Annotated in this window: 15 protein-coding genes; 6 read left to right on the forward strand and 9 right to left on the reverse strand. The window is 63.7% G+C overall.

The genetic code is table 11. From position 1 onward, the window contains the following. Nucleotides 1–9 precede the first annotated feature (9 nt). Nucleotides 10–984 (forward strand): tripartite tricarboxylate transporter substrate-binding protein, encoded by a 975-nt coding sequence (locus tag I6F31_RS15825; RefSeq protein ID WP_225185700.1) that lies wholly within the window; start codon nucleotides 10–12, stop codon nucleotides 982–984. Between the two features lie 27 nt (nucleotides 985–1011). On the opposite strand, the gene I6F31_RS15830 is transcribed toward I6F31_RS15825, so the two are convergent. From I6F31_RS15830 to I6F31_RS15865, 8 genes are read right to left on the reverse strand one after another with little or no spacing between them, the layout of a single operon-like run. Then, nucleotides 1012–1758 carry an SDR family NAD(P)-dependent oxidoreductase gene (locus I6F31_RS15830; RefSeq protein ID WP_036011561.1) on the reverse strand — a complete coding sequence of 249 codons (747 nt, stop codon included), beginning with the start codon at nucleotides 1756–1758 and terminating at the stop codon, nucleotides 1012–1014. A gap of 58 nt (nucleotides 1759–1816) precedes the next feature. Then, nucleotides 1817–2779: a sugar kinase gene (locus I6F31_RS15835; RefSeq protein ID WP_036011564.1), complete on the reverse strand. Its 963-nt coding sequence runs from the start codon at nucleotides 2777–2779 to the stop codon at nucleotides 1817–1819. A 32-nt stretch (nucleotides 2780–2811) separates the two neighbouring features. Next, nucleotides 2812–3504: an L-fuculose-phosphate aldolase gene (locus tag I6F31_RS15840; protein ID WP_036011567.1), complete on the reverse strand. Its 693-nt coding sequence runs from the start codon at nucleotides 3502–3504 to the stop codon at nucleotides 2812–2814. Nucleotides 3505–3523: 19 nt separating this feature from the next. Then, nucleotides 3524–4288 (reverse strand): hypothetical protein, encoded by a 765-nt coding sequence (locus tag I6F31_RS15845; RefSeq protein WP_036011570.1) that lies wholly within the window; start codon nucleotides 4286–4288, stop codon nucleotides 3524–3526. Between the two features lie 21 nt (nucleotides 4289–4309). Continuing rightward, complete coding sequence (locus tag I6F31_RS15850; RefSeq protein ID WP_225185701.1) at nucleotides 4310–4879, reverse strand: peroxidase-related enzyme; 570 nt, start codon at nucleotides 4877–4879, stop codon at nucleotides 4310–4312. 14 nt (nucleotides 4880–4893) lie between these two features. Continuing rightward, nucleotides 4894–7203, reverse strand: coding sequence for a molybdopterin-dependent oxidoreductase (locus I6F31_RS15855; RefSeq protein ID WP_036011578.1), 2310 nt, complete (start codon nucleotides 7201–7203; stop codon nucleotides 4894–4896). After that, the gene (locus I6F31_RS15860; RefSeq protein WP_036011580.1) at nucleotides 7200–7958 is read right to left on the reverse strand and encodes a CoA transferase; all 759 of its coding nucleotides are present in this window, start codon (nucleotides 7956–7958) and stop codon (nucleotides 7200–7202) included. Before I6F31_RS15860 ends, I6F31_RS15855 begins: the two co-directional genes overlap by 4 nt. After that, nucleotides 7958–8767 carry a CoA transferase gene (locus I6F31_RS15865; protein WP_036026693.1) on the reverse strand — a complete coding sequence of 270 codons (810 nt, stop codon included), beginning with the start codon at nucleotides 8765–8767 and terminating at the stop codon, nucleotides 7958–7960. Before I6F31_RS15865 ends, I6F31_RS15860 begins: the two co-directional genes overlap by 1 nt. A gap of 242 nt (nucleotides 8768–9009) precedes the next feature. Here I6F31_RS15865 and I6F31_RS15870 point away from each other — a divergent pair, with 242 nt between their 5' ends. From I6F31_RS15870 to I6F31_RS15885, 4 genes are all read left to right on the forward strand, one after another. Next, entirely contained in the window at nucleotides 9010–10164 is a 1155-nt protein-coding gene (locus tag I6F31_RS15870) for an ABC transporter ATP-binding protein (RefSeq protein ID WP_036011585.1), read from the forward strand. Continuing rightward, nucleotides 10161–11951: an ABC transporter permease subunit gene (locus I6F31_RS15875; RefSeq protein WP_051057084.1), complete on the forward strand. Its 1791-nt coding sequence runs from the start codon at nucleotides 10161–10163 to the stop codon at nucleotides 11949–11951. The genes I6F31_RS15870 and I6F31_RS15875 overlap by 4 nt, the downstream gene beginning before the upstream one ends. A 32-nt stretch (nucleotides 11952–11983) precedes the next feature. Beyond that, the gene (locus I6F31_RS15880; protein ID WP_036011588.1) at nucleotides 11984–13078 is read left to right on the forward strand and encodes an extracellular solute-binding protein; all 1095 of its coding nucleotides are present in this window, start codon (nucleotides 11984–11986) and stop codon (nucleotides 13076–13078) included. A gap of 113 nt (nucleotides 13079–13191) precedes the next feature. Continuing rightward, nucleotides 13192–14007: an IclR family transcriptional regulator gene (locus I6F31_RS15885; RefSeq protein ID WP_036011591.1), complete on the forward strand. Its 816-nt coding sequence runs from the start codon at nucleotides 13192–13194 to the stop codon at nucleotides 14005–14007. A 114-nt stretch (nucleotides 14008–14121) separates the two neighbouring features. On the opposite strand, the gene I6F31_RS15890 is transcribed toward I6F31_RS15885, so the two are convergent. Then, nucleotides 14122–14502 carry a hypothetical protein gene (locus I6F31_RS15890; RefSeq protein ID WP_162131172.1) on the reverse strand — a complete coding sequence of 127 codons (381 nt, stop codon included), beginning with the start codon at nucleotides 14500–14502 and terminating at the stop codon, nucleotides 14122–14124. 365 nt (nucleotides 14503–14867) lie between these two features. Here I6F31_RS15890 and I6F31_RS15895 point away from each other — a divergent pair, with 365 nt between their 5' ends. Continuing rightward, entirely contained in the window at nucleotides 14868–15179 is a 312-nt protein-coding gene (locus I6F31_RS15895; RefSeq protein ID WP_225185702.1) for a hypothetical protein, read from the forward strand. The last annotated feature ends 20 nt before the right edge of the window (nucleotides 15180–15199 follow it).

The following is a 15199-nucleotide window of genomic DNA, read 5'->3' on the forward strand; positions in this document are numbered from 1 at the left end:
GAGTGTTCGATGACGTATCTCGTACGATCGCTGATCCTGTTTGTCCTGCTCTATCCCTGCCGCGCAGCCATTGCGGAAGACTACCCCACCCGCCCGGTCACGATGATCGTGCCGTTCTCAGCTGGCGGTCCCGGCGACGTGATCGCACGCATCCTCGGCGGCGCGATGAGTGCGACGCTGAAACAGTCGATCGTGATCGAAAACGTCGTCGGCGCTGGCGGCACGCTCGGCACCAACCGTGTGGCCAAGGCGGCCGCCGACGGCTACACGCTGCTGCTGATGCATGTCGGCCAGGCCACAGCACCGGCCCTCTACGCCAAGCTGCCGTTCGATCCGGTCGGCGATTTCGCCCCGATCGGGCTCGTCACCGACGTCCCGATGATCCTCGTGGCGCGGCCGAACTTTCCTGCCAAGGATCTCAACGAGCTCATCGCGCGGATCCGCAATGCCGGCGACAAGATCACCTTCGGCAATGTCGGTCTCGGCTCGGCCTCACAGCTCTGCGGTTTGATGTTCATGAGCACCACCGATACCAAGCTTACCCCGATCTACTACAAGGGCGGCGGCCCGGCGCTGAACGACGTCATCGCCGGCCACATCGACGTTTATTGCGACCCTGCAACCGGGCCGACGCCTTATATTCAGTCGAACACGATCAAGGGCTACGCGATCACGAGCAAGAAGCGGGTTGCAACGCTGCCGAACGTGCCGACCTCGGCCGAGGCCGGCCTTCCCGCGTTCGACGTGACGACCTGGTATGGCCTCTACGCCCCGCGCGGCACGCCGAAGCCCGTAGTTGACCAACTCGTCGGCGCGCTGCAGACCGCGCTGAAGGATGCCGCCCTGATCAATCGGTTTGGTGAGCTCAGCATGTCCCCGGTTGAACCCGAACGCGCGACGCCGGAAGCCCTTGAAGCCTTTCTCAAGGCTGAGATCGGCAAATGGGGAAGGATCATCAAGGCAGCCGGCATCGAGCCGCAATAGGTTAGCTAGAGCGGATCGACCCCGTTGCTAGCTGTAGAAGATGCCTCCGTCGACGTTGAGGGCTTGGCCGGTCACAAACGCAGAATCGTCAGACGCGAAGAACGCAACGGGCCCGACGACGTCCTCCGGCTGCCCGAGCCGGTGCAAGTCCGTGACCTTCTCGAAATAGGCGACACGCTCGGGATCGCGGAGATTGTTCATCCCCATCTCAGTCACGATGATGCCCGGGCATACGGCATTGACCGTGATGCCGTAGCCGCCGAACTCCATGGACGACACCCGGGTGAAGCCGACCACCGCCGACTTCGATGCAGCATAGTGGGACTGTCCCGGACCGCCCGTTCGAGCGGCGAGCGAGGCGATGTTGACGATCCGCCCGTATTTGCGCTCCTTCATATGTGGCACCACGGCCTGGGTCATCTGGAAGACGCCGCGCGTGTTGACGGCGAAGGTCTGATCCCATGTATCCGTCGTCAGCTCGTCGATGGTGGCCAGCCTGAGGATGCCCGCATTGTTGACGAGGACATCGACGTGCCCGAGACCCTGGACGGCTTCAGCCACCGCACGCCTGCAATCGCCGATATCGCTGACGTCGCCCAGCACCGGGATGCAGCGGCCGCCAAGCTTGCCGACCTCGGCGACGGTCTCGAGCAGAACCTTCTCCTGGGCCGCGATGTCGGTCAGCGCGAGATCGTAGCCTCGCCTTGCAAGCCCAATGGCTATTGCACGGCCAATGCCGCGGCTTGCTCCCGTCACGATCGCATGTCGGGCCATGTTGCGTTCTCCCCTGTTATTTCCAATGAATGTTGGTTCTTTACCGGCGTTGAAAAGATCAGGCGCGAGCCGGCTTGCGGACTGGCAAGGTGTTCATGGCCTTCACGGTTTCCTCGAACGATACGAGATTGGCGCCCGAACCCAGCCCCGTCGCGACGATCGCGGCCGTCGCGGTCGCAAGCTTGGCGCAATCGAGCAGGTCCCAGTCGCGAGCCAGCCCCGCGATGAAGCCTCCCGTATAGGAATCGCCGCATCCCGACGTATCGCGAACGGCAACGTCGAACGCCGGCACCGTGAACTGGCGTCCGTCGCGGGTCATCACGAAGGAACCATCGGCACCAAGAGAGATGGCGCAGGCCCCCGCCCCCTTGTCGATGAAGAACCGCGCGCATGCGGCGGGATCGTCGGTTCCGACCATGGCACTGGTCTCGTCGATACTCGGCATGAAGAAGTCAACGTAAGGCAGCAGAGGCTCGACCAGCGCCAGCGTCTCACGCCGCGCCTGGATGAGATCGAGCGTCGTCGTGCAACCAGCGGCTTTCGCGTCCTGCAGCAATGCGACGGAAGGCGCTCCATCCATCGCAAGTAGAGAGCCGACCCCGCCGAGATGGAGAATTTTGCTCCGGCATGCGGCTACTTGCGTTTCGGGCGCGATCCGCCATCGGGCTGAGGCGCCCCTCGCATGCATGACCGGACGCGAGCCGTCGGGCCGGATCGGCAAGATCGTTGCAGAGGTTGGAGCGCCGGTCATTCGCTCCATCAGAGAGATATCGATGCCTTCGCGATCCAGCGCGTTCAGCATCCAATCAGCCTTCTCGTCGGAGCCGACGGCACCAACCGCGAGCGCCTTCAGACCGAGCCGCGCGCAAGGGACGACCGTTCCGCCGGCGGTGCCTGCGACCGCCAGCCGGATTTCTTCGATCAGCAGGCGGCCGCCACCGGGCGGAATCTCGGTCACCGGGACCCCCAGAATGTCCAGAATATAAGTACCGCAGACGCTGACGTCGTGAGAATGAGCCATGATTTCTCGCAGGACAGTGGTTTGATCGTGATCTAGCTCGACAGCTGGGTAATCTTGGGAGCGCCTTCGTTATCGCGCAGGCCGTAATGCCCCCATCGCTTCAGGATGCTGTCGATCTCCTCGTCCGGTAGCAGCGGAGGAGAGCCAAGTTGAAGACAGCCGTGATACTGCTTGGCGAGCACCTCGACCTCCACCGCGAGCCACAAGGCTTTGCGCAAATTGGGACCGATGGCGATCAGCCCGTGATGTGCGAGGAGGCAGGCGCGGCGATAGCGAAGCGCGTTCAGGGCCGCCTGCGACAGTTCGGCCGTACCATATTGCGCGTAGGGCGCGCAGGGGATGTCGTTGCCGCCGGCCGCGGCAATCATGTAGTGAATCGCAGGGATCGAGCGATTCATGATTGCGATGATGGTGCAAAAGACCGGATGGGCGTGAACGACGGCGCCAACCTCCGGCTTCGACTTTAGGATGTCGAGGTGAAAACGCCATTCGGTCGACGGAACATTGCCGGCCGATGCAGTCCATGAGCCGTCCCACTTCATGGCCACGATGTCTTCGGGCTTCATGCGGTCGTAGGGAAGACCGGACGGCGTCAGCAGGATGCCGTCGTCGGCTCGAACGCTGATGTTTCCGGACGTTCCCTGGTTGATGCCTTGCGCCGCCATCTCGCGGCACGCGTCGATGATGGATTGACGAAGTTCGAGCTCTGCTTCGCGGCCGGTCATACCTTGCTTCCACCCTGGTTCATGCACTTGCTCCGAGCTGGACCTGACGGTCGACCAACAGCCAGGTGGCTCGCGCGGTCGCCAGCACCTCCTGCTCGGCATCGAGCAAAGCACTCTCGGCAAACAACTTGCGGCCTTCCCGCCCGGTCGGCCACGCCACCACCGCACATCGATCTCCGGGACGCGGCCGGCGTTCGATCCGAGCGGCCATGCGTCCGAGCAGCGCCGTTTCGTCGCCCTTCAATCCCAGGTGACGGGCGCCAACGGTGCAATAGCCGGTCGGGCAATCGAGAGCGGCCCAGACGAATTCGGGCGCGACATGGCCGTCCGCACCGGACAGGCTCCCATGAGGTACCCAGGAGGCCGCGAACACGACGGGCTTGCCCGGGACAGCGCCCGCCTGCAGCGGGCCTGCGAAGATGCGAAGACCATCGCCGTGACCACGCGCGGGGCCACAGACAAAACAAGTCGGAAGGTTATGAGTCTGCTCTTCGTAGGGCGTTCGGCCGGCCGCCTCTTCGGCCGCCTCGTAGCTTACCCTGGGAACGTCCGGCACATCGATGTCTGTTGCACGCGCCGTCGCGAGCAGCTTGCCGTTCTCGCGCAACTCGATCCCGCCGTCGGCCCCCGTCAACACGTCGAGCGACCGCTCCAGCGGCGGCGGGGCGCGCAACGTCACTTCGGCGTCTCCACTGACGTGCCTTGCGAGACATCCGCATACATAACCGCCGTTGCCGGAGTTGGGTGGGCCCCGGAAGCGCCTGTCGATGACCAGCGATACCATTGCAGCTCTCGTTCGCGGCGTTTAGCGTCCCATCGCGAAGAACTCGTCGTTCGGACGCATGCTGGTGACGTTGGCCAGGCGGTTCGACATGCCGAAGAATGCAGCGATGGCTGCGATGTCCCAGGCGTCGTCCTCGGTGAATCCATGTCCCTTGAGATCCACGAGGTCGGAATCGTCCACCTCATAGGCGCGTGCGGAGACCTTCATCGCGAAATCGAGCATCGCCCTTTGCCGCGCGGTGATATCGGCCTTGCGGTAGTTGACGGCGACCTGGTCCGCAATCAGCGGATTCTTCGCCCGCACGCGCAGGATGGCGCCGTGCGCGACCACGCAGTACTGGCATTGATTGGCGCTGCTGGTCGCGACGACGATCATCTCGCGCTCGGCCTTGGTGATCGGCCCGGGCTTGTCCATAAGAGCGTCGTGATAGGCAAAGAACGCCCGGAACTCGTCCGGACGATGCGCGAGTGTCAGAAAGACGTTCGGGACGAATCCAGACTTCTCCTGAACGGCCTCGATCCGCGCGCGGATATCCGTAGGAAGCGTCGCGATATCGGGAACGGGAAAGCGGCTGATCGCGGTTGCAGACATGTTCCAAGCTCCTGTTAGACTGCCGCAAGCGCGACGAGCGTTCCCTGATAGGCCTCGAACGCATCGCGCCGATCGGCGGCGTAGGGCTCGACCCGCACCAGGCAGGTATGGGCCGAGCAGCCCTGGCCGAATTGAGACGTGCCGATGTCGAGCGTGAGCACGTTCGGATTGCCGGCGACCTCGAGGCCGCTATTGCCGGTCGGTGTGAACCAGGCGCCGGTCGGGAGCACAAGCACGCACCGGCGGACCTCGTCGCTGACCTCAGCAGTCGCAAGGCATTCCCCGCGGTCGTTCCAGATGCGGATCGTCTGGCCGTCGACGATGCCGAGAGCAGCCGCGTCGTCAGGATGAAGACGGGCCTGTTCACGGCCATTGCGTTTCATGACGCGGCTCGATGGGCCGGTTTCAAGCTGGCTGTGAAGACGACCAGCCGGCTGATGCGAGATGAGGTGCATTTGGCCAGCTTCTGCAGTGCCGAGCCATTCGGCGGGCTCGATCCAGGCAGGATGCGAGCGGCAGTCGGGATAGTCGAGCCTGGCAAGCGTCTCGCTGCCGAGTACGATCTTCCCGCTTTCGGTGTTGAGCGGGTATTCCTCGGGCTCGTTGCGGAAGTCGGCCAGGAACGTGTGGTCTGCCTTGACCGGGCAGTGGGCATAGCCGGATTCCCAGAACGCATCGAACTCCGGCATGGCGAAACCAAAGCGCTTCGAAGCGTCGTCCCGGCAGGCTTCGTAGAGATGCCGGACCCAACCCATTTCGTCGCGGCCTTCGTTGAAGCGCTCGGCCACACCGAGCTTGCCTGCAATCGCGTTGAAGAGATCGAAGTCGGAGCGGGCTTCGCCCAGCGGCTCGATGGCCTTCTTCATGGCCAGGATGAAGTCGGAGCGCCTGTTGCCGGCAAGATCGTTACGCTCGATCGACGTGGTTGCCGGCAGCACGATGTCGGCCCGTTGGGCTGTCGCGGTGAACATCGGGTCCTGCACGATGATCGTTTCGGGCCTCGTCCAGGCTTCCGACAGGCGGTTGAGATCCTGATGATGGTGGTAAGGATTGCCGCCCGCCCAATAGACCAGCCTCGTATCCGGATAGGAGCGGATCTCGCCTTGATAGCTGAATGGCCGACCGGGATTGAGCAGCATGTCGCTGATGCGCGCCACCGGGATGAAGCTGTCGATCGGCCTCTTCAGCTGTGAAATGGCTGGAGACTTGCCGAGATTGAGCGGGGCCCCGACACCTCCCAGCGAAGCATAGCCGTAGCCGACACCGCCGCCCGGCAGCCCGATCTGGCCGATTATCGAGGCCAGTCCGAGCGCCGCCCAGAACGGCTGTTCGCCGTGATGGGCACGCTGCAGACTCCAGCTCACCGTCAACATGCTCCGCGTGTCGACCAGGCGCCTTGCGAGCTCGGCAATCTGGCCTGCACCGAGCCCGCAGATGCCGGCGGCCCACAAGGCGTCCTTTCGTCCGCCATCCGCCTTGCCTTCGAGATAGCGAAGAAGTCGATCCGCGCCGCTGGTGCAGCGCGCAAGGAAATCCGTGTCGTGCCGGCCGGCCTTCACGATCTCGCCGGCGAGGCCGAGCATCAGCGCAGTGTCGGCGTTCGGCCGGATCGGCCACCATTCGGCATCGACCCAGTCCGGCAGATCGTCCTTCAGCGGCGAGACGTGGATGACCTTGACGCCACGCTCGACGATTTTCCTGAGATAAGTCTCGAGGCGGTGGCTGCCAATTCCTCCGGCCTCGTTTTGCGCGGTTCGTGGCGACAGAGCGCCGAACACCACCAGTGTCTCGGTGTGCTGCGCGATCGTGTCGAGCGTATTGGCGCGGCCGCCACACGCGTCGTCGTTGCCCAGCGTGTGGCGCAGGATCACCGGACCCGCCGCGATGGAATAGGTATCGACGTGCCGGGTGAAGCCGCCGACCAGATTGAGCATGCGCCTGAGAAGCGAAGAGGCATGATGCAGGCGCCCCGAATTCGTCCAACCATAGGAGCCCGCAAAGATCGATGCGTTCCCGAACGCGTCGGCGACGCGGCGCACTTCGTCGGCAACCAGCGTCGTCGCCTCGTCCCAGCTGACAGGAACGAACTTCTCTCGGCCACGCCCGCGGCGATCGCTGTTTTCGCGCTTGTCCAGCCAGCCGGAACGGACCATCGGCCGCAGCACGCGCCGCTCGGGATTTGCCCATTCGGCAATAGAATGGATGATCGGGGACGGCGCCGGATCGTGCTGGAACGGCTCGATGCCAACGATGCGATTATCCTCGACGAGGATCGTGTACGCACCCCAATGGCTGCAATGCGGGATCCGTTTGATCCTGCTCATGCGTCCACCGCTCCAAGTTCGCCCCGCATCTGCGCGGCGAATTCGGGATAGGTCTCGGCGAGTTCGTCGAACACGCGGCCGCGGAGCAGATCGAGTGTCGATCGATCGGGCAGCGCGGTCTGCCGCGGCTCGGCTTCATGCTCGAATCGAAAGCCGGTCGCTTGCTTGATCTCCGCAAGATCGTGCCCGGGGTGAACACTCTCCAGCTCGAACCCCGGCCGCGTCTTGTCGAATCGAAAGAGTCCCTTGCCGGTCAAGAGAGCCACGGGGCCGCCGCTCCGGAAGACTCCCTCGGGACTGACGCCGGGGGCACTGATGAAGTCGACCTTCTCGACGAAGACGCGCGGCGTATGCTCCTCGCGGAACAGGATGACCCGCGGCACGACGAAATAGAGATAGGCCGACCCGAACGAGCCGGGCCAGCGCACGCTGGAGCGCGGATAGTCACCGGTGCCGACGAGGTTCACGTTGCCAAGGCCGTCGATCTGGCCGCCGCCGAGGAAGAACGCGTCGATCCGGCCCTGACCTGCACAATCGAACAGCTCCGCCGAACCGTTGGTGAAGAAATTATGCTCGACAGAACCGAGGATGGAGAGGCGTGGACCAACGGCGCCACGCGCCTCCTTCATTGCACGCAGCAGCATCGCGCCAGCGGCAGGAATCGGAGAGGAGGCGCCTACGGCAACATGCCTGACGCCATCGAGCAACCGCGCGATCGTGCAAATCAGCACTTCGCGAGGGAGAACGTCCGACATCACGCGGGCTCCATCTGCGCCTGCGCCATATAGGCCGAGAAGCCATCGGCCGTTCGCGCGGCCTTCGCATAACGCGCGATCTCCGCGCTATCGGCGGGATACTCGCCCCATAAACCGTATGGCCATGCGCCCTTCGGTGCGCGCGCGACTGCCGTGACGTAGAGTGCCGGCAGCACGCCGGCCGCGCTCATCTCGTCGGCGAGCAGATTTTCCTCGACGATGCGCTCCACCGTGACGAGAACTGTCTGCGAAGCGTAGGCCATTGCGGCAAGCTCGCGGCGTCGCCCGATCCAGACATTGCCGAAGCGATCAGCCATCGGCACATGGAAGATCGTGACGTCGGGCTTGATGGCGGGAATCAGCACGATCGGATCGCCTCCATCCGCCAGCGGATTGTCGACGACACGCCAATCGTCGCGGTGGCGCAGCAGATCCGTTCCGATCAGCCCGCGAAGGGGCATGAAGGGGCTGCCCTTCTGCGCCGCCATCAGGCCCGCATGGATGGCAGGACAGGTCGCGTCCTTCAGTCGAACCGCGCCTTCCTTGACCGCCGCGTTGAACCGGGGCGCTCCACCTGCTTCGCCCAGCGAGGCCGCACTGGTCTCCACCGTCCGGACCAGACCTGCGCCGACAAGCTGGTCGAGCTGTAATCCGCCGGTTGGCACGCAGACCAGATCGAGATCGCCCGCGCCGTGCTCGATCATTGGACGCGTCATGGCCATGGAGACGCCGGCGTAGTCGACGGGCAGCGCGACGCGCATGCCCGGCTCGATGTGCTTCGCCATGACGCGAGGCTCGCTCAACACCATCATCCTCCCCAGCCTTGTTCTATATTGTAGAATGCAATTCTAAATTATGTTAGGCGGGTTTGGACGATGCTGTCAATCTGGCTTCGCCGGCGGAGCCTTGATTTCCAGGACTCTCGCGCGCAGCCGGCCGCAGCAGCGCACCTTCGCGCCGCGACCAGGCGGCGCGACTTGACAAGACGACGCGCTGCTCCAACAATAATTGGAATAACGTTCTACACTATAGAACACACTGGGAGGATAGAATGGGCGAGCCTTCGGCTCAGCGTGTGATGCGCTCTGGCAATGCGAACGTTCGGACATTGCCGACCGGCCGCCTCCGGGACCGCGACGCGTTCGGATCGAGCATTGCCGTCCGTGAAGCGGTGAAAGCTTACGGCAACTTTCATGCGGTCGACCGGATCAGCATCGACATCGAGCCCGGCGAGTTCATCACGCTTCTTGGCCCATCCGGCAGCGGAAAAACAACGCTGCTCAACCTTGTCGCCGGATTCCAGAGCCTCGACAGCGGCGAGATCCTCGTCGACGGCAAGCCGGTCCACAACGTACCCACGCACAAGCGCGGCTTCGGCATGGTGTTCCAGAGCTACGCGCTGTTTCCGAACATGACGGTCAGCCAGAACGTCGCGTTTCCGCTTCGGATGGCGGGGGTTGACCGGGCGACCGCGGAGCGCCGCGTCGCCGAAACGCTGGAGATCATGCGGCTGACGGAGCATGCGACGAAGTCTCCCTCGCAAATGTCGGGTGGACAGCAGCAGCGCGTCGCGATTGCCCGCGCCATCGTCAGGAAGCCCAAGGTCGTGCTGATGGACGAGCCCCTCAGCGCCCTTGACCGGCGGTTGCGCGAACAGATCCAGATCGAGATCCGCGACCTTCACCAGACCATCGGCAGCACGATCCTGTTCGTCACCCATGACCAGGGCGAAGCCCTGACGATGAGCGACCGCATCGCGGTACTCAACGCCGGCAAGATCGTTCAAATCGGCCGCCCCCTGGACATCTACCGGCATCCGACAGATCGCTTCGTCGCCTCGTTCGTCGGCGAGAGCAATCTGATCGAGGCCGAGATCCTGCAGAAGCGCGGATCGACACTGACGATGAAGAACCGTGCAGGATACGTGTTCAGCGCCGAAAGCCGGGACACGATCGACGTCGGACGCGCAACTGTGCTCGTGCGTCCGGAACGCATCGCCGTGTCGAACGAGCCGGCTGCGAATTCCACGCCCGTCAGCGTCACGTCTGCGATCTTCCTCGGCGAGATCCTGCGGATCGAGGCGCAAATGGAGGGCGGAGATCCGCTCCTGATCCGCTGCACCGACATGGCCGACCGGCCGCTGCCGGCCGTCGGCGATCGTCTGCACGTGAGCTGGGGCGCCGCGGACTGCTGGGTGCTTGCATGACCGCGGCATCGATCGGCGCCCAGGCAGGCCGTCCTGCGGATCTCGATCTCGTCAGGAGGTTGAAGGATCCGGCGCTGCTGCTCCTGCCCGCGCTCGCGTTTCTGGCCTTCATCTATCTGCTCCCGCTGATCGATCTCATCCGCATCAGCGTGAGCGGGCCGTCGTGGTCGACCTATTTCGAGCGGGTATTCGCCATACCGCTCTATTGGGATTCGCTCGTCCGCACGATGCAGATCTCGGTCACCGTCGCCGGACTGTGCCTGCTGTTCGGATATCCGACGGCGCTGCTCATTCACCGCAGCCGCGGCATGACCCAGGCCCTGATCGCGACCGCGATCGTGCTGCCCTATTTCATCGCCATCCTGATCCGAACCTACGCCTGGATGGTCCTGCTCGGCCGCAACGGGCCGGTCAACAAGCTGCTGGTTTCGGTCGGAATATTGAGCGAGCCGGTGCAGCTCCTCTTCAATCGCGGCACGGTACTTCTCGGCATGACCGCGGTGCTTCTGCCGCTGATGGTGCTGACGATCTATTCCAGCGTGGCGCGCCTCGATCAAAGCCTGACGCGCGCGGCGCTGGCCAGCGGCGCCGGGCCCATTGCGGCGTTCTGGCGCGTGTTGCTGCCGCTGACCCTACCCGGGATGGGCGCCGGCTTCCTGCTGGTCTTCGTCGCAGCGATCGGGTTCTTCATTACGCCCACGCTGCTCGGGGGACCCGGCGACCAGATGTTTGCCATGCATATCACGCAGCAGGCGGACTCGGTCACATCGGAGGGATTCCTGCAGGCCTTGGGCGTGGTGCTGCTGACGATCACGCTGGCGGTGGTCGCGGTGGCCGGACGCTTCCTCGGCTTCGAGTTCATTTGGGGCGGCCGCAAGCTGACCGAGGCCGCACCGACGACGACTAACCGCTACGCCGCCGATGACGGTCGCCGTAGTTTCGGCGCCTTAGCTGCCGACTTGATAGGCTGGCCGCTTCTGAGACTTTTCGGACGACTGCCGGCGAGCTTCGGGACCTGGACGGTTCGCCTCATGGGCGGACTGGTCATTACCGTTCTCATCCTGCCGATCATCGTGGTGATGATCATTTCCTTCAGCAGCGCAAGCTATCTGACCTTCCCGCCGCCGGGCTTCTCATTTCGCTGGTATGAGCAGTTCTTCTCCGATTCGAACTGGATGCGGGCGTTCTGGACATCCTTGGTCGTCGCGGCGATGTCGGCCGGAATCGCGATCGTGCTGGGCGCGTCGGCCGCCCTCGGCATCGTCAGGAGCAGCATTCGCGGCAAGTCCACCATCATGCTGCTGCTCGTAAGTCCGATCATCGTGCCTCCGGTCGTGCTCGGCCTGTCGCTCTACAGCCTGTTCCTGCGTTTCGACCTGGTCGGCTCCGTCTTCGGCCTTGCCGCGGCGCATGCGATCGGCGGCCTTCCCCTCGTCGTGGTGATCCTGTCCGCATCGCTTCAAGGCGTCGATACAAGGCTCGAACAGGCGGCTGCCGTCCATGGCGCATCGTCCCTGACGGTGTTCCGCCTGGTGACGCTGCCGGCCATCATGCCGGGCCTCGCTGCAGCGACATTCTTCGCCTTCCTGCACTCGTTCGACGAGTTGGTGCTGACGCTGTTCCTGTCGAGCGCGGAGCTGAAGACGCTCCCGCTCATGCTGTGGGGCGACATCAATTACCGGCTCAATCCGGTGCTGGCCGTGGTCTCGACGCTGGAGGTGCTGCTGGTGGTCGCAGGGCTCGTCCTTGCACGGCCCGTTCTCGCCACGTCGCGGAAGGCAACGTGACACAGATCAATTTCAACTGGAGGAAAGAGAAAATGCTGGGAATGAAACGCTGGCGACTGTCGGTTTCCGTATTGGCCTCGGCCCTGTGCATCGCGATGGGGACGGGCCCGGCTCAGGCTCAGAGCAACGTCGTGATCATGCAGGACCCGGGCGGCGGATATGGCGATGCATTGCGCAAGGTCATGTACGATCCGTTCGAGAAGGCGACCGGCATCAAGGTGGTCACCGTCCAGGAGGCGCGTAGCGGCCCACGCATCAAGGCTCAGGCCGAGGCCGGCAAGGCTCAATGGGACCTGACGTTCATCTTCGACCAGGAGACCAAGCTGCTCGGCGACTGTTGTCTCGCCGACATCGACTATTCCAAGCTGTCCGACGCGGCCAAGCAGACGCTGGCGGCCATGCCGGACAATCTGAAGCGCAAGAAGGGCGTGGCGCTGCAGGTGATCGGCGTCGGCCTCGTCTACAACAAGGACAAGTACAAGGGCGAGAACGTGCCGACCAGCTGGGCCGACTTCTGGGACGTGAAGAAATTCCCTGGCCGGCGCTGCATGCCCGCCTGGCCGCGTTTCGTCTTCGAGGCGGCGCTGATGGCCGACGGCGTAGAGAAGAGCAAGCTCTACCCGATCGACATGGAGCGGGCGCTGAAGAAGGTCAAGGAGATCAAGCCACACATTGCCAAATGGTGGACGACATCCGCACAGCCGCCGCAGCTCCTGCTCGACGGCGAGGCCGACATGTGCATGGCCTACACCGGTTCGATGAGCAAGCTCGCGCTGGAGGGCGCCCCGATCGAGCTGACTTTCAATCAGGGCTTCATCTACTACGACTTCTTCTCGATTCCCAAGGGAGCGCCGAACTACGACAACGCGCTGAAACTGCTGTCCTGGCGGCTCGAGCCCAAGCGCGCGGCGCAGCTCACCTCGACCTTCCCGGTCGCCCTTCCCTCCCAGGTCGTGTTCGAGGCCGCAACCGACAAGAAGCTCGCGCGCTACTGGGCCAACAACCCGGACAACGTCTCGAAAGCGATCGAATGGAGCCCGGATTATTGGGGCGCGACTTCGCCGGCTGGAAATTCCACCAATGAAGAGTACGGGCAGGAGAAGCTCAACGCCTTGCTGGCCCAGTAAGCAGGCTGATCAGCCCCGATCCGAAAGGATCGGGGTTAATTCCACACCCGGGCTATTGCCGTTCGCGCGGCCATGCTAGATCGAGTGAAATATCATTCTATTTTGGCTGGTGGATGGATAAGGCTTTTACCAAGGGACTGCGTCTCCTGGAAGCACTTGCTCTGAGCGAGCAGCCCCGCGGCGTCACTGACCTCGCGAGCGAGCTGAAGCTCACCAAGAGCAACGTGCATCGGCTGCTGATGACTTTGCAGTCTCAAGGCTATGTGCGCCAGATCCCCCCGCACAGCACCTACGAGCTCACGACCAAGATCTGGGCGCTCGGCAGCCATGTCATCCATCGGATGGATCTCATCAACGTCGCGCGACCGGCAATGACGAAGCTTGCCGAGATCACCGGCGAAACCATTCACCTGTCGGTGCTCGAGGACACCGACGTGGTCTACGTCGACAAGATCGAAAGCGCTCACCATATCCGTGCCCATACAAGCGTGGGCATGCGCGCACCCGCTTTCACCATGGCGACAGGCAAAGCGATGCTCGCACATATGCCTGATGACTACCTGGAACGGTTCCGTCCGCATCTGAGGCGCTACACGGAAACGACGCGAACGACGATCGAGGAGCTGCGGGAGGACATCGAGCTGGCACGCGCGCAGGGCTACTCCTCCGTCCTGCACGGCGAGTGGCGCGAGGGCATCGCGGCCTGCGCTTGTGCCATTCTCGGTCGTTCCGGCGAACTCGTGGGAGCGATTGGCATGTCCGGGCCCGACAGCCGCATCAAGCGCAAGCAGATAAAAGAATATTCGGTTCACGTGATGGAGGCAGCCCGAACCATCGGCGCTGCCCTCGGTTATTCCAGTAGGCCGGCGGCATATCCAGCAATGCGAGGCGGTCCTAGACAGTCACATCAATCACGACGAGCCACCTGATCTTTCCAGGACGGCGTTGGTGCCGGGCAACGGAAGCAGCCGCTGCTCGTCCATCGCGGACTTCAGATCGAGGTCCGCACCCGTATACCCGGCCAGGAAGTGGGCATCCCCCGCTCACTCGCAAAAGCCGAGGGCGACAACGGCATCGGCTTCACGGACGCGCTTGATTCGCTCGACCGCGCCCGCGCCGCCGATCGCAGCGGCGACATCGACGCGTGCAGCCGGGAGATCGCACGCGCGCGGGCCGTCCTGAGATAGCAAATGCCGCTCAAGGGTCGAAGGCAAGGCGATGCGCGCAACGCGGTCGTGCAGCCGTGGGAGCAGGACGTGCGTTCTGGAAATGCTCGCCCGAGCGCAGGTTTCTAATGTCAATGCAATCAGGTGGAGCCTTCTCCGTGCATAAACAGCACTCATCGAACAATAGGCCACACACGGGCCGGGATCGCGCCGAGCCTTCTTGATGAATTTCAGTGCGATGCTTGCTGCGTCTTGCACCTGCCACTAGGGGTTCGATCTGCGTCCGACTTCAGCATCCGGGCGGCAGCACCGGCGACACGCCGGGCGTTGGTGCTGCGCCTGAAGCGTTCGCCGGCAGCACAGTCGCAGGCGAGGCGAGATTCATCGACACGCCTTCCATGCAAGCCGAGCTGTTCGGGCTGGGCACAACCGCAGCGTTCGGGTCTATGCCCGTCCCACCGGCACCACTGGCTTCCGCCTGAATCGTACCAGGTGCGGGGCTTGTAGCCACTTGCGGGATCGACAATGGCAGGGACGCAGCGCTCGTCACCTCTCCCCCCGGCGTCGAGCTGCATCCGACCGTCGTACCTGTTCCTGAGGGCGCAGCTGAGGAGATCGTACCGGTGGCGCTGCTGTTCTGCCTTATCACCGGCAGCAACGGCGCCGTGATGCCCGGTGGTGCAAGGCCTGTCGGCGATACGGTCGGCGTCGCCGGCACCGGCGTCGGCGATGACGACGGTGGAGCGCAGACGACCACCGTCCCCGGCGACGTCGGATCCGACGCGAGCGGAACCGGCGCCAGCGTCGTGTCCGGGGCACCTGACACGGTCGTTGCGGAAAACGGCCCGGGACTGTTGAGCGGTGAGACCACGATCGCGCCCGGCACCGTCGGCAGATCCATTGCAGTAGTGCCGGTCGTTGCGACCTGTGCCTGACCAGCAGAGCTTGCGAGCAG

It is taken from the genome of Bradyrhizobium sp. NBAIM01, assembly GCF_020194115.1.
GTDB classification, from domain to species: domain Bacteria; phylum Pseudomonadota; class Alphaproteobacteria; order Rhizobiales; family Xanthobacteraceae; genus Bradyrhizobium; species Bradyrhizobium yuanmingense.

Coding starts and splice junctions, on each gene's coding strand:
- I6F31_RS15860 (WP_036011580.1), bottom strand. CDS start 7,958: ATGTCGGACGTTCTCCCTCGCGAAGTGCTGATTTGCACGATCGCGCGG.
- I6F31_RS15875 (WP_051057084.1), top strand. CDS start 10,161: ATGACCGCGGCATCGATCGGCGCCCAGGCAGGCCGTCCTGCGGATCTC.
- I6F31_RS15825 (WP_225185700.1), top strand. CDS start 10: ATGACGTATCTCGTACGATCGCTGATCCTGTTTGTCCTGCTCTATCCC.
- I6F31_RS15830 (WP_036011561.1), bottom strand. CDS start 1,758: ATGGCCCGACATGCGATCGTGACGGGAGCAAGCCGCGGCATTGGCCGT.
- I6F31_RS15835 (WP_036011564.1), bottom strand. CDS start 2,779: ATGGCTCATTCTCACGACGTCAGCGTCTGCGGTACTTATATTCTGGAC.
- I6F31_RS15865 (WP_036026693.1), bottom strand. CDS start 8,767: ATGGTGTTGAGCGAGCCTCGCGTCATGGCGAAGCACATCGAGCCGGGC.
- I6F31_RS15850 (WP_225185701.1), bottom strand. CDS start 4,879: ATGTCTGCAACCGCGATCAGCCGCTTTCCCGTTCCCGATATCGCGACG.
- I6F31_RS15840 (WP_036011567.1), bottom strand. CDS start 3,504: ATGACCGGCCGCGAAGCAGAGCTCGAACTTCGTCAATCCATCATCGAC.
- I6F31_RS15845 (WP_036011570.1), bottom strand. CDS start 4,288: ATGGTATCGCTGGTCATCGACAGGCGCTTCCGGGGCCCACCCAACTCC.
- I6F31_RS15880 (WP_036011588.1), top strand. CDS start 11,984: ATGCTGGGAATGAAACGCTGGCGACTGTCGGTTTCCGTATTGGCCTCG.
- I6F31_RS15885 (WP_036011591.1), top strand. CDS start 13,192: ATGGATAAGGCTTTTACCAAGGGACTGCGTCTCCTGGAAGCACTTGCT.
- I6F31_RS15870 (WP_036011585.1), top strand. CDS start 9,010: ATGGGCGAGCCTTCGGCTCAGCGTGTGATGCGCTCTGGCAATGCGAAC.
- I6F31_RS15855 (WP_036011578.1), bottom strand. CDS start 7,203: ATGAGCAGGATCAAACGGATCCCGCATTGCAGCCATTGGGGTGCGTAC.